The organism is Caballeronia jiangsuensis (assembly GCF_046030135.1).
In the GTDB taxonomy this organism is placed as follows: Bacteria; Pseudomonadota; Gammaproteobacteria; order Burkholderiales; family Burkholderiaceae; genus Caballeronia; species Caballeronia jiangsuensis.
The window spans coordinates 191,866-204,829 of the sequence record NZ_JAQQDB010000013.1; the positions used below are offsets into that span (position 1 = coordinate 191,866).

Sequence of the window (12,964 nt, forward strand, 5' to 3'; positions counted from 1 at the left end):
CAGACAAATGGCAATCCCGACACTCGATCCCAACGCGCCCGAATTCACGCGCCGCTATGTGAATCTCGCGGATCCGCGTCTGGGCGCGCAGGCACTCGAGGCGAGCGACGATTTCTTCGCGCCGAAGGACCGCATGCTGAACCCGGAGCCGGCGGTGTTCATTCCCGGCAAGTACGACGATCACGGCAAGTGGATGGACGGCTGGGAAACGCGCCGCAAGCGCACGACGGGCTACGACTGGTGCATCATCAAGCTGGCGCGTCCGGGCGTGATCAAGGGCATCGACGTCGACACGAGCCACTTCACCGGCAACTTCCCGCCGGCGGCGTCGATCGAAGGCGCGCATGTCGCCGACGGTTCGCCGAATCAGTCGACGCAATGGACGGAAATCGTCCCGTCGACGACGCTTCAGGGCAACCATCACCACTATCTCGAAGTCAAGACCGAGCAGCCGTTCACGCATCTGCGCGTGAACATCTATCCGGACGGCGGCATCGCGCGTCTGCGTGTGTACGGCCAGCCGCAGCTCGACTGGAGCAACGCGGACCGCAACCAGCTCGTCGATCTCGGCGCGATGGAAAACGGCGCGTACATGGTGGGCACGAACAACCAGCACTTCGGTCTCGCATCGACGCTGCTGATGCCGGGCCGCGGCGTGAACATGGGCGATGGCTGGGAGACGCGTCGCCGTCGCGAGCCGGGCAACGACTGGTGTATCGTCGCGCTGGCGCAGCCGGGCATCATCAAGAAGGTCGAAGTGGATACCGCGCACTTCAAGGGCAATTTCCCGGATCGCTGCTCGCTTCAGGCGGCTTACGTGAAAGGCGGCACGGACAGTTCCCTCGTGACGCAGGCCATGTTCTGGCCGGTGCTGCTCGGCGAGCAGAAGCTGCAGATGGACAAGCAGCACTTCTTCGAGTCGGAAGTGGCGGCGCTCGGCCCGGTGACGCACGTGCGCTTCAATATCTATCCCGACGGCGGCGTGTCGCGTCTTCGTCTCTTCGGAACTCTCGCATGATGAAAAAGCTCGCTATCGAACCGTTGACGCGCGCTGCGTTCAAGCCTTATGGCGATGTCATCGAACTCGATGGCGCGAAGCAGATCCCGATCAACCTCGGCACCACGATCCGCTTTCACGATCTGTGCAACGTGGACGTGACGGATCAGGGCGGCCACGCGATCGTCAATCTCTTTCGCGGCCAGCCGCGCACGCTGCCGTTCGAATGCAAGATGATGGAGCGGCATCCGCTCGGCAGCCAGGCGTTCATTCCGCTCGATGACCGGCCGTATCTGGTCGTCGTCGCGCCTGCGGGCGATCTCGACGAATCGAAGATCCGCGCGTTCGTCACGAGCGGCTGGCAGGGCGTGAACTACGCGAAAGGCGTGTGGCACCATCCGCTGCTCGCGTTGGGGAAGGTGAGCGATTACATCGTCGTCGATCGCGGCGGTGGCGAAGGGCACAACCTCAACGAGCAGGATCTGAAGGAATCGCTGTGGCTGACGGACGAGGCGATGCGCTAAGTCGCTTTTTCGGGCAAGGGAAGGACCGGTGCGGTAAGACCGGTCCTTTTGCTTTTGGGGCGTTAAGATAAGCAGTTCATTTCCGATGACCCCCACCCAACGATGATCGATCTTCGCAGCGATACCGTCACCCGTCCCAGCCAGTCCATGCTTGCCGCCATGTCGGCCGCCGAAGTCGGCGACGATGTCTGGGGCGACGATCCCACCGTCATCCGCCTTCAGGCCGCGCTTGCCGAGCGCACGGGCAAGGAAGCGGGCCTGTTCTTCCCGAGCGGCACGCAAAGCAATCTCGCCGCGTTGATGGCGCATTGCGCGCGCGGCGACGAGTACATCGTCGGGCAGTCCGCGCACACGTACAAATACGAAGGCGGCGGCGCGGCGGTGCTCGGCAGCATTCAGCCGCAGCCGATCGAAAACGCGCCCGACGGCTCGTTGCCGCTCGACAAGATCGCGGCGGCGATCAAGCCGATCGACAACCACTTCGCGCGCACGCGTTTGCTGGCGCTCGAGAACACCATCGGCGGAAAGGTGCTGCCTGCCGATTACGTGGCGAAGGCGACGCAGCTCGCGCGCGATCGCGGTTTGTCCACGCATCTCGACGGCGCGCGCGTGTTCAATGCCGCGGTGGCGTCGGACAAGCCGGTCAGGGATCTGTGCGCGCCGTTCGACAGCGTGTCGGTCTGCTTCTCGAAGGGGTTGGGCGCGCCGGTCGGTTCGGTGCTGGTCGGATCGAAGGCGCTGATCGATGTCGCGAGCCGCTGGCGCAAGGTGCTCGGCGGCGGCATGCGTCAGTCGGGCCTGCTCGCCGCCGCGTGTCTCTATGCGCTCGATCATCACGTGGACGCGCTCGCGCAGGATCACGACAACGCTGCTTATCTCGCCGCCGGCCTCGCGCAAATCGATGGAATCGACGTGCAATCGCACGCGACGAACATGGTCTTCGCGCAGATTCCCGAAGCGCATTGCGCACCGCTCGAAGCCTTTCTGAAGGAGCGCGGCATTCTCATGCAGATGCTCTATGCGTCGCGCTTCGTCACGCATCGCGATGTGTCGCGCGCGGATATCGATACCGTCATTCGCGCGGTGAAGGACTACTTCGCGCGCTAAATGAAAAATGCCCCGCTCGAACATCAGCGGGGCATCTCTCGACTCGGAACGGCAGACTTATTCGACGGCGCCGCCTGCAAACCACGCCGCCACCTTCTGACGCTCGGCATCGGTCATCTGCGTGACATTGCCGAGCGGCATCGCCTTCAGCGTCACGGCTTGCTGATGCACGCGCTGAGCGTTCTGCTTGATCTCGGCGGGCGTATCGAGCAACACGCCGGCGGGCGCGCTGCCCATCATCGTCGGATGTGCGGAGTGGCAGGTCGCGCAACGTTGCTGGATGATCGGCTGAATGTCGGAAACCTTGATCGTCGGCGCGCCGGCGGCCTGTGCGACAGCCACGGTCGGCGCGGGCATCGTCCATGCGAAGGCGCCGAGCACCAGCACCAGACCCGCGACCGGCATGTACCACAGCACCTGGCCGCGATGGCGCATCACGAAGAACTGGCGAATGAGCGCGCCCGCCAGCATGATCAGCACGAGAATCAGCCAGTTGAACTTGTGCGTGTAGGTCATCGCGTAGTGGTTCGACAGCATCGCGAACACGACCGGCAGCGTGAAATACGTGTTGTGCACGGAGCGCTGCTTGCCGCGCTTGCCGTAGATCGCGTTCGGCGTTTCGCCCTTGAGCATCGCGGCGACCATCTTGCGCTGGCCCGGAATGATGACGAAGAACACGTTCGCCGACATGATCGTCGCGATCATCGCGCCGGTGATCAGATAGGCGGCGCGGCCCGCGAACACGTGGCACGCAATGAACGCAGCGACCAGCACGTAGATGCCGACGCAGATGCCGAGCAGCTTGTCGTTGGTGCCGAGCACGCGGCACAGCGTGTCGTACACGATCCAGCCGGCCATCAGGAAGCCGAGCGCGGCGGATACTGCGACGACCGGGCCCATGTCGAGCACGCTCTTGTCGATGAGATAGGTGCTCGGCGACAGCAGATACAGCACGAAGAAGAGGCCGAAGCCCGACATCCACGTGGTGTACGACGGCCAGAACGACCAGTGCAGGTTCTCCGGCATGTCCTGCGGCGCGACGGAATACTTCTGCATGTGATAGAAACCGCCGCCGTGGACGTGCCAGAAATCGCCGAACACGCCGCGACGGCGCGCGTTCGGGTCCGTGGGCGGTTTCAGACTGTTATCGAGCGCAACGAAGTAGAACGATTCGCCGATCCATGCGATTGCGACGATGACGTGCAGACAGCGCAATACGAGATTGAGCCAGTCGGTGACAAAGCCTTCCATGTACTCCTCCACTACCGATTCGTTATGCGCACATCGTCAGATTGATGGGGACGGGCGCGATATATATATGTTTTTAGCTGCCGCGATATGTGCTGTACGCCCACGGCGATACGAGCAGCGGCACGTGATAGTGCGCGCCGGAATCCGCGATGCCGAAGCGCAACACGACGCGATCGACGAAGCGCGGCTCGGGCACCTTCACGCCGATCGTGGCGAAGTAGTCGCCCGCGTGGAACACCAGTTCGTATTCGCCGGTTTCGAGATCGGCGCCTTCGAGCAGCGGCGCATCGGCGCGGCCGTCGTCGTTGGTGTGGATGGTCTTGATCGCGCGGCGGGCGTCGCCGTTGAGCGCGAACAGCTCGACTTTGATGTTTGCGCCCGGGCGGCCGTGCGCGGTGTCGAGGACGTGGGTGGTGAGCTTGCCCATTCGCAGTTTCCTTGAGTTGTGCGAGATCCGGCTTTGCGCATCGATCCGAAATTCGGCACCTTGAAACGTCAGTGCGTCTGCGGCGGATCGAGGCTCCACGTCAGTGGCTACATACCCGTCGGCGTTTCAGATGCGCGCCGTGTACAGCATTGTAGGAATTTGAGACGCGCTGTGCGCCCGCGATAGGAAAGATAATGCCCAACGCATGACAGCGGCGCGTAAGCCTTGCCGCAAAGGGTTCGCCGACGTTCCCGGCGGCTTCCCGACGACTCTTCCGGCGATGCTACCCGCGCCAAAAATCGGGAATATATCGCCGCCGTGAAGACGACTATGACGGCAGTCTGATTGCGTCCGATTTTTTGATTGCGGACAGTGGCGGTGCGCGCAGTATCGATGGATATTTGCCGCGTCCCGAAGACGGCGGCAGACGCTGGGTAACCGGGGCTTTTACTGGTTCCCTTTACCGTCTCTGGAGATAACGCAGATGCCACGCAGTCTTTTGGTCAAAAACGCTCACATGCTCGTCACGATGGACGAGCAGCGCCGTGAAATTTGCGACGGCGGCATGTATATCGAAGACAACCGGATCGTGCAGGCGGGACCGACGAGCGAACTGCCGCAAACCGCCGACGAGGTGCTCGACATGCGCGGCCATCTCGTGATTCCGGGGCTCGTCAACACGCACCATCACATGTATCAGAGCCTGACGCGGGCGATTCCCGCGGCGCAGAACGCCGAGCTGTTCGGCTGGCTCACGAATCTCTACAAGATCTGGGCGCATCTCACGCCCGACATGATCGACATCTCGACCAAGACCGCGATGGCCGAACTGCTGCTTTCCGGCTGCACGACGTCGAGCGACCATCTGTATATCTATCCGAACGGCAGCCGGCTCGATGACAGCATCGCGGCGGCGCGCGAAATCGGCATGCGTTTTCATGCGGCGCGCGGCAGCATGAGCGTGGGACGGAGGGATGGCGGCTTGCCGCCCGATTCGGTCGTCGAAAAGGAGGACGCGATTCTGAAGGACTCGCAGCGCCTGATCGAGACGTATCACGACGAAGGCCGCTACGCGATGTTGCGCGTGGTCGTCGCGCCTTGCTCGCCGTTTTCGGTGAGCCGCGAATTGATGCGCGACGCGGCGCTGCTTGCGCGCGAATACGGCGTGTCGCTGCACACGCATCTGGCCGAGAACGTGAACGATGTCGCGTACAGCCGCGAGAAATTCGGCATGACGCCCGCCGAATATGCCGAGGACCTCGGCTGGGTCGGGCATGACGTGTGGCATGCGCACTGCGTGCAACTGGACAAGGCGGGCATCGAACTGTTCGCGCGCACGGGAACGGGCGTCGCGCATTGCCCCTGCTCGAACATGCGCCTGGCGTCCGGCATCGCGCCGATCCACGCGATGCGTGATGCGGGCGTGCCGGTTGGTATCGGCGTGGACGGCTCGGCGTCGAACGATGGCGCGCAGATGGTCGCCGAAGTGCGGCAGGCGCTGCTTTTGCAGCGTGTCGGGTTCGGTCCGGATGCGATGACGGCGCGCGAGGCGCTTGAAATCGCGACGCTCGGCGGCGCGAAAGTGCTCAACCGCGATGATATCGGCGCGCTCGCGCCTGGGATGGCGGCGGATTTCGTGTCGTTCGATCTTTCGCAGACGGCGTTCGCGGGCGCGTTGCATGATCCCGTGGCGGCGCTGGTGTTCTGCGCGCCGTCGCAGGTGTCGACGAGTGTTATCGATGGGAAGATCGTGGTGAAGGATGGGCGGTTGACGACGGTCGATTTGGGCGCGGTGGTGGAGCGCCATAATCGCCTGGCGCGGGGGCTGGTTGAGGCTTCGGGTTTGTGAGGGTTCGGTTTGGGCGGGGGGCTTTGCTTCGGCTTTTGTGGATGGCCTGAATTCGTGTCGGTCCATTAGCACTGCCCCTCCCCGGGGCGGGGGTCACTTTCTTTGCTGCTGCAAAGAAAGTAACCAAAGAAAGCAGCTCGTTCGAGCCCGCGGTCACACGCACGTTGGCCATGCTTGCCAGCCGCAGGCGGCACTCGCCTAAGTGTCGCCCTCGAAGGACCAACCGGGCTTGGCTCGCGCACGGTCTGCCGCGCTAGACGTTTTAGGACGCTGGTTCAGCACGAAATAGTTTCGGCACAGCGCTACGCGCTGCCGTTGGGTATGCGAGGGAAACCATCGAAGAAGAAGCACACGCAGACCCGATTGACCGGTCGGCCGCGAAGCGGGCCGGAGCTATTTAGTGCTGAACCAGCGCGCTAAAACATTTGGTGCGGCAGACCGTGCGCGATCCAAGCCCTTATCTGCTTGTGGGGGCACTCGCTACTGCCGGGCCATTAGGCCAATCGCCTGTGCCGCGGCCGGTGTGAAGTGCTTAGGCTGGGGATAGCTGTTTCTTTGGTTACTTTCTTTGCAGCAGCAAAGAAAGTGACCCCCGCCCCGGGGAGGGGCAGAGCAAATAGACCGACGCGAAAACAGGTTTCACGAACGAACGCAAAGACAAGCGAGCGAAAAACCAAGAAGCAACCTCAAGGCTGATCGATCAACGACCGCGTCGCCTCGGCGACGAGCCCCCGCAGCCAGCGAACCTCATCGGAATAATGACACCGCTCATGCCACAACTGGTAATACTGCATCGGCGGGAAATCGAGCGGCGCGGGCACGACCGCGAGCGGCAGAAACCGCGCGTAATGGTCCGCGAAAAGCCGCGTCGTCGTGAAGACGAGATCCGACTTGATCAACACATAAGGCGCGAGATTGAAATACGGCAACGTAACGACGACATGACGCTTCAAACGCTCCCGCGCGAGATGCACGTCGATCGCTCCGCGCTGCCCGACGGAATAGGGCGTCGGCGCGAGATGCGGCGCGTTCAGGTACTGATCGAGCGTGAGCCCGCCGCGCTTGGCGAACGGATGCTGATTGCTGACGAGACACACGATCTTGTCGACGAACAGATTGGAAAGATGCAACTGTTCGGGCGGCTCGGGCCAGTTGCCTACGACGATATCGAGCTTGCCGTCCTCGAGCGCCAGCTCGTAATCGAACGCGGGGCCGAGCGAATGGAACTCGAGCGTCGCGTCGGGCGCAGCCTGCCGGAATCGTTCGACGACGGTCGGCACGAACAGCACGTTCAGATAGTCGGGACAGCCGATGCGATAGCACCGCACCGACGTCGAAGGATCGAAGTTGTGCTGCTGGACCTTGATGCGCTCGATTTCGCGCAGCGCGTTTTGCGTAGGTTCGAGCAGGCGCAGACCATATTCGGTCGGCACCATGCCGGACTTGCCGCGCACGAGCAACGGGTCACCGGTGATATCGCGCAACCGGCGCAAAGCGGCGCTGATGGCGGGTTGCGACTGATTGAGCTTGACGGCCGCACGCGTCACGCTGCGTTCCATCAAGAGGGTATGCAAGACGCGTAACAGATACGTATCGATCGCCTCGCGTTGCTGACTCATGTTATCTCCACTATATGTTCTGGCTGATCGATGCGGGGGTGCAACATATCATTTTTAATATGACGTAAAAATTTCGTCAAGGTGTGGCTTACCCGCAAACACTGGCTTTAGCGGTACGCAACACATAATTTTGAGTTATCGACTTAGCGTTCCGAATTCTGTAAATTCTGCCCGCGATATGAGTTTGTGCGACACCGCCGTGTCACGCGCTCGTGAGCGGTAACCTTTCCAGCCCGGTCTGCTCGGTGGCCAGGCGCATTTCTGGATTGCAATGGGCGACGCCATTTCCACGTCGATGACGCCACCGCGCCTGGCGTTGTCGGGTATCAGCAAACAGTATCCGTCCGTCAAGGCGAACGACGGCGTGAATCTCGTCGTCATGCCGGGGGAAATTCACGCCGTGCTCGGCGAGAACGGCGCGGGCAAATCCACGCTGATGAAGATCATCTACGGCGCGGTGCGCCCGGATGAAGGCGAAATCCGCTGGCAGGGCGAAACGGTCGAGATCGGCAGTCCGGCCGCCGCGCGCAAGCTCGGCATCGGCATGGTGTTTCAGCACTTCTCGCTGTTCGAGACGCTGACGGTCGGCGAGAACATCGCGCTCGCCCTCGACGAGAAGTTCGACATGAAGGCGCTCGGCAAACGCATCCGGGAAGTGTCGAAGGACTACGGCCTCGATGTCGATCCGCAACGGCACGTGCACAGCCTCACCGTCGGCGAGCGGCAACGCGTGGAAATCGTGCGCTGTCTGCTGCAGAATCCGCGTCTGCTCATCATGGACGAGCCGACCTCGGTGCTCACGCCGCAGGCCGTGCAGAAGCTCTTCAAGGTGCTGCGACGCCTCGCCTCCGAGGGTTGCAGCATTCTCTACATCAGCCACAAGCTCGACGAAATCCAGTCGCTCTGCGAAAACGCCACCGTGATGCGAGGCGGGCGCGTGACCGGCAACGTCGATCCGCGCAAGGAAACGCAGGCATCGCTCGCGCAACTGATGGTCGGTCATTCGCTGCCCGACTACACGCGCCGCGAGCACAATCCGGGCGACGTGCGGCTCGCGGTGAAGAACCTGTCGGTGGCGAGTCCCGATCCGTTCGGGACATCGCTCGAGAACGTCTCGTTTTCCGTGCACGCGGGCGAGATCTTCGGCATCGCGGGCGTGTCGGGCAACGGACAGGCGGAACTGCTCGCGGCGCTCTCGGGCGAAATCCGCGACCGGCACGTCGCGCCCGATGCCGTCTCGATCTGCGGCAAGCCCGCCGCGCGTCTGACCGCGGGCGGACGGCGCCGGCTCGGCTTCGCGTTCGTGCCCGAGGAACGCCTCGGGCGCGGCGCGGTTCCGGCGATGTCCCTCGCCGATAACGGTCTGCTCACCGCGCATCGCGAGAACATGGTGCGCGGCGGCTGGATCAGATCGGGCACGGTGAAATCATTCGCCGAGCGCTGCATCAAGTCGTTCGACGTGCGCTGCGGCGGCAGCGATGCGCTCGCGCAGAGCCTGTCGGGCGGCAACCTGCAGAAGTTCATCGTCGGGCGCGAGATTCTTCAGGAGCCGAAGGTGCTCGTGGTCGCGCAGCCGACCTGGGGCGTCGATGTCGGCGCGGCGGGCTTCATCCGCCAGCAACTGCTCGATCTGTCGGCGCGGGGCGTGGCGATCCTCGTCATTTCCGAGGAGCTCGAAGAACTCTTCGACATCTGCGACCGGCTCGCCGTGATCGCGCGCGGCAAGCTCTCGCCGGTGCGCAAGACGAGCGAAACCAACGCGGAGGAAGTCGGCCTCTTCATGGCCGGTCTTTTCGAAGGCAAGTCCGCGCCCGCCGCCGAACCCGACTCTCTCTTGAAGCATTAAGCACGATGATCTTCCCCTATCGACTCGAAGCGCGCCCGACGCCCTCGCGCGCCATGCAGCTCGCGGTGCCGGTGGTTGCCGCCGTCGCGACGCTCGTCATCGGCTTTCTGATTTTCAGTCTCGTCGGCCAGGACCCGTTGCGCGCGATGCACGCGTTCTTCATCGAGCCGCTGTCGAGCGTCAACGGCTGGTCCGAGCTCGTGCTGAAAGCGTCGCCACTGTGCCTGATCGGACTCGGGCTCGCGGTCGGCTATCGCGCGAACGTGTGGAACATTGGCGCGGAAGGGCAGATGCTGCTCGGCGGCATCGTCGCGGGCGGCATCGCGATCCATGTCGGCGATGCGTCCGGATGGTGGACGCTGCCGCTGATGATGGCGGGCGGCGTCATCGGCGGGATGGTGTGGGCGGGGATTCCCGCGCTGCTGAAGAGCCGCTTCAACACCAATGAAATCCTGACGAGCCTGATGCTCACCTACGTCGCGGCGCAATTGCTGATCTATCTGGTGAGCGGCCCGTGGCGCGACCCGGAAGGCATGAACTTCCCGATCTCGGCGATGTTCGGCGACGATGCGCTGTTCCCGCGTCTCTACGGCGACTGGCACTGGACGTGGCTCAAGGGCACGCGCATCAACGCGTCGGTGTTTCTGACGGCGATCGCGATTCCGTGCGTGTGGCTCTTCATGCGCAAGAGCTTCGCGGGCTTCCGGATGAACGTCGGCGGTCTTGCACCGCTCGCCGCGCGCTACGCCGGTTTCTCCGACAAGAAAACAATCTGGACATCGCTGCTCTTGTCCGGCGGCCTCGCGGGCCTTGCCGGCATGGGCGAAGTGGCCGGTCCGATCGGCCAGCTTCAGGCGGGCTGGTCGCCGGGCTACGGCTTCACGGCGATCATCGTCGTGTTCGTGGGACGACTGCATCCGGTGGGCATCGTGCTCGCGAGCCTGCTGATGGCGCTCCTGTATCTCGGCGGCGAAGCCGTGCAGACCTCGCTGCAATTGCCGCAAGCGCTCGCGGGCGTGTTCCAGGGCTTGCTGCTCTTTTGCCTGCTCGGCTGCGATCTGTTCGTGAATTACCGCATCAAGCGCAGGACGCCTGCGCATCACGCCGCATGACGAGGCAATAAAAATGGACATCAATCAGGCCAGCAACCTCGCGTCGAGCGCCGTGATCGCCGCCATCCCGCTGATGTACGCGGGCGCGGGCGAACTCGTCGCCGAAAAATCGGGCGTCCTGAATCTCGGCGTCGAAGGGATGATGCTGATGGGCGCCGTCACCGGCTACGCCGTCACCGCGATCACCGGAAGTCCGTGGCTGGGCATCGTCGCGTCCGTGTTCGCGGGACTCGCGATGGCGCTGCTGTTCGGCTTTCTCACCATCACGATGCTCGCCAATCAGGTCGCGACGGGCCTGTCGCTGACGATCTTCGGCATCGGCTTTTCGGCGTATGTCGGCAAGCCGTATACGTCGGCGGCAGTGCGCGCGAGCATCGACGTGATGCCGCTTCCCGGCCTCGCGAACATTCCCGTGCTCGGCCCCGCGATCTTCTCGCTCACGCCGCTCGGCTATCTCGCGTTCATCATGTTCGGCGTGATCGGCTGGCTTCTCTACAAGACGCGCGCGGGGCTCGTGCTGCGTTCGGTCGGCGAATCGCCCGCGGTCGCGCATGCGGTGGGCTTTCCGGTCGTCGGCGTGCGTTATGGCGCGACGCTCTTCGGCGGCGCGATGGCCGGTATCGCGGGCGGCTACTACTCGATCGTCTATCTACATGTTTGGCAGGAACAGTTGACTTCAGGCCGCGGCTGGATTGCGCTTGCGCTCGTCGTGTTCGCGACCTGGAGGCCGGGCCGCCTGCTGATCGGTGCGCTGCTCTTCGGCGCGGTGATGGCGCTGCAGTTTTACGCGCAGGCGATCGGCGTGCCCGTACCGACGCAGTTCCTCGCGATGCTGCCTTATATCGCAACGATCGTCGTGCTCGTGCTCATCTCGCGCAACCCGAACACGATCAAGCTCAACGCGCCCGCATCGCTCGGCAAGCCGTTTTTCGCGGCGAGCTGATGCTGTTGTTCTCGCGCAGCATCGCGGTTTCGCTCTCATTTTTGACCGACCAAACTGACGCGGGGCTGCATGACCGCTTCACACAACATCGACCAGGAGAATCACAATGAATAAACCATGGCTGAAGGCGATCACTGCGACGGTCGCATTGTCCGCCACCGTCGCGGCCCTGAGCGCGCGGGCGGCGGATGCGCCGGGCGTCGCGTTCGTCTATCTCGGCAATCCGGGCGATGCGGGCTGGACCTTCGCGCACGATGCGGGCAGCAAGGAAGCCGAAGCGAAGTTCGGCAGCAAGATCAAGATCACGCGCGTGGAGAACGTGCCTGAGTCGGCGGATTCGGAGCGCGTGTTCCGCGATCTCGCGAACAAGGGCAACAAGGTCATCTTCGCGACGAGCTTCGGCTATCAGGATTTTGCGCTGAAGGTCGCGAAGGATTTCCCGGACACCATCTTCCTGACGGCAACGGGCTTCAAGAAGGCGAAGAACTTCGGCACGTATGACGTGCGCATGTATCAGGGTGCGTATCTGGCGGGCGTCGCCGCGGGCTACGTGACGAAGACCAACACGCTCGGCTTCGTCGCGTCGGTGCCGATTCCGGAAGTCGTGCGCAACATCAACGCTTACACGATGGGCGCGCGCTCCGTGAACCCGAAGGTCCATACGAAGGTCATCTGGATCAATAGCTGGTTCGATCCGGGCAAGGAAAAGCAGGCTGCCGAAACGCTGATCGGGCAGGGTGCCGACGTGCTGCTGCAGAACACGGATTCGAATGCGACGCTCAATACCGCCGCCGAGAAGAAGGTCTTCGCGTTCGGCTGGGATTCGAACATGAAGAAGTTCGGCCCGAGCGCGCATCTGGGCTCGGTGGTCGCGCACTGGGGTGTGTACTACAACACGGTGATCCAGCAAGTGCTCGACGGCAAGTGGAAGAACGATCCGGTGTGGCTTGGCATTCCGCAGAAGGCTGTCGATCTCGAAGATTTGAACACTGGCGCGATTCCCGCGAAGGCGGTGCAGGCGGTTGCCGCGAAGCGTGACGAACTGCATACGGGCAAGTGGGATGTGTTCAGTGGTCCGATCAAGGATCAGTCGGGGGCGGAGAAGGTGCCGGCGGGCAAGACGCTTTCCGATCCGGAGCTGCAGCGGATCAACTGGTATGTCGAGGGGGTCGACGGGTCGTTGCCGAAGTAAGGTTTTTTTGCGATTGATCCCGTGATCGTGTCGGTTTATTAGCACTGCCCCTGTGCGGGGCGGCACCTACTTTCTTTGCTGCTGCAAAGAAAGTAGG

11 protein-coding genes are annotated in these 12,964 nt (G+C 62.9%); 8 read left to right on the forward strand and 3 right to left on the reverse strand.

Annotated elements, in window-relative coordinates; translation table 11 throughout:
* The first annotated feature begins 7 nt into the window (after positions 1 to 7).
* From alc to ltaE, 3 genes are all read left to right on the forward strand, one after another.
* Positions 8 to 1,018, forward strand: coding sequence for an allantoicase (alc, locus tag PQR08_RS16340; protein ID WP_250483517.1), 1,011 nt, complete (start codon positions 8 to 10; stop codon positions 1,016 to 1,018).
* Entirely contained in the window at positions 1,018 to 1,521 is a 504-nt protein-coding gene (locus PQR08_RS16345; RefSeq protein ID WP_035498850.1) for an ureidoglycolate lyase, read from the forward strand. Before alc ends, PQR08_RS16345 begins: the two co-directional genes overlap by 1 nt.
* Positions 1,522 to 1,623: 102 nt before the next feature.
* Positions 1,624 to 2,628, forward strand: coding sequence for a low-specificity L-threonine aldolase (gene ltaE, locus PQR08_RS16350; RefSeq protein ID WP_250483518.1), 1,005 nt, complete (start codon positions 1,624 to 1,626; stop codon positions 2,626 to 2,628).
* 57 nt (positions 2,629 to 2,685) lie between these two features.
* Here ltaE and PQR08_RS16355 read toward each other — a convergent pair whose 3' ends face one another.
* Together PQR08_RS16355 and uraH are read right to left on the reverse strand one after the other, a co-directional pair.
* Positions 2,686 to 3,879: a urate hydroxylase PuuD gene (locus tag PQR08_RS16355; RefSeq protein ID WP_035498847.1), complete on the reverse strand. Its 1,194-nt coding sequence runs from the start codon at positions 3,877 to 3,879 to the stop codon at positions 2,686 to 2,688.
* A 73-nt stretch (positions 3,880 to 3,952) separates the two neighbouring features.
* Positions 3,953 to 4,306, reverse strand: coding sequence for a hydroxyisourate hydrolase (gene uraH, locus PQR08_RS16360; protein ID WP_035498845.1), 354 nt, complete (start codon positions 4,304 to 4,306; stop codon positions 3,953 to 3,955).
* A gap of 484 nt (positions 4,307 to 4,790) precedes the next feature.
* On the opposite strand from uraH, the gene PQR08_RS16365 reads away from it, so the two are divergent.
* On the forward strand, positions 4,791 to 6,155 hold the full coding sequence (locus PQR08_RS16365; protein WP_250483519.1) for an 8-oxoguanine deaminase: 1,365 nt from the start codon (positions 4,791 to 4,793) through the stop codon (positions 6,153 to 6,155).
* Positions 6,156 to 6,841: 686 nt separating this feature from the next.
* Here PQR08_RS16365 and PQR08_RS16370 read toward each other — a convergent pair.
* Entirely contained in the window at positions 6,842 to 7,774 is a 933-nt protein-coding gene (locus PQR08_RS16370) for a LysR substrate-binding domain-containing protein (RefSeq protein ID WP_035498841.1), read from the reverse strand.
* A gap of 271 nt (positions 7,775 to 8,045) precedes the next feature.
* Here PQR08_RS16370 and PQR08_RS16375 point away from each other — a divergent pair, with 271 nt between their 5' ends.
* From PQR08_RS16375 to PQR08_RS16390, 4 genes are all read left to right on the forward strand, one after another.
* Positions 8,046 to 9,620, forward strand: coding sequence for an ABC transporter ATP-binding protein (locus PQR08_RS16375; protein WP_238295851.1), 1,575 nt, complete (start codon positions 8,046 to 8,048; stop codon positions 9,618 to 9,620).
* A gap of 5 nt (positions 9,621 to 9,625) precedes the next feature.
* On the forward strand, positions 9,626 to 10,732 hold the full coding sequence (locus PQR08_RS16380; RefSeq protein WP_250483520.1) for an ABC transporter permease: 1,107 nt from the start codon (positions 9,626 to 9,628) through the stop codon (positions 10,730 to 10,732).
* 13 nt (positions 10,733 to 10,745) lie between these two features.
* Entirely contained in the window at positions 10,746 to 11,675 is a 930-nt protein-coding gene (locus PQR08_RS16385; protein ID WP_250483521.1) for an ABC transporter permease, read from the forward strand.
* A gap of 106 nt (positions 11,676 to 11,781) precedes the next feature.
* Positions 11,782 to 12,867 (forward strand): BMP family ABC transporter substrate-binding protein, encoded by a 1,086-nt coding sequence (locus PQR08_RS16390; RefSeq protein ID WP_187604874.1) that lies wholly within the window; start codon positions 11,782 to 11,784, stop codon positions 12,865 to 12,867.
* Positions 12,868 to 12,964: the final 97 nt, after the last annotated feature.

Coding starts and splice junctions, on each gene's coding strand:
- PQR08_RS16355 (WP_035498847.1), bottom strand. CDS start 3,879: ATGGAAGGCTTTGTCACCGACTGGCTCAATCTCGTATTGCGCTGTCTG.
- uraH (WP_035498845.1), bottom strand. CDS start 4,306: ATGGGCAAGCTCACCACCCACGTCCTCGACACCGCGCACGGCCGCCCG.
- PQR08_RS16380 (WP_250483520.1), top strand. CDS start 9,626: ATGATCTTCCCCTATCGACTCGAAGCGCGCCCGACGCCCTCGCGCGCC.
- alc (WP_250483517.1), top strand. CDS start 8: ATGGCAATCCCGACACTCGATCCCAACGCGCCCGAATTCACGCGCCGC.
- PQR08_RS16370 (WP_035498841.1), bottom strand. CDS start 7,774: ATGAGTCAGCAACGCGAGGCGATCGATACGTATCTGTTACGCGTCTTG.
- PQR08_RS16375 (WP_238295851.1), top strand. CDS start 8,046: ATGGGCGACGCCATTTCCACGTCGATGACGCCACCGCGCCTGGCGTTG.
- PQR08_RS16385 (WP_250483521.1), top strand. CDS start 10,746: ATGGACATCAATCAGGCCAGCAACCTCGCGTCGAGCGCCGTGATCGCC.
- PQR08_RS16345 (WP_035498850.1), top strand. CDS start 1,018: ATGAAAAAGCTCGCTATCGAACCGTTGACGCGCGCTGCGTTCAAGCCT.
- ltaE (WP_250483518.1), top strand. CDS start 1,624: ATGATCGATCTTCGCAGCGATACCGTCACCCGTCCCAGCCAGTCCATG.
- PQR08_RS16365 (WP_250483519.1), top strand. CDS start 4,791: ATGCCACGCAGTCTTTTGGTCAAAAACGCTCACATGCTCGTCACGATG.
- PQR08_RS16390 (WP_187604874.1), top strand. CDS start 11,782: ATGAATAAACCATGGCTGAAGGCGATCACTGCGACGGTCGCATTGTCC.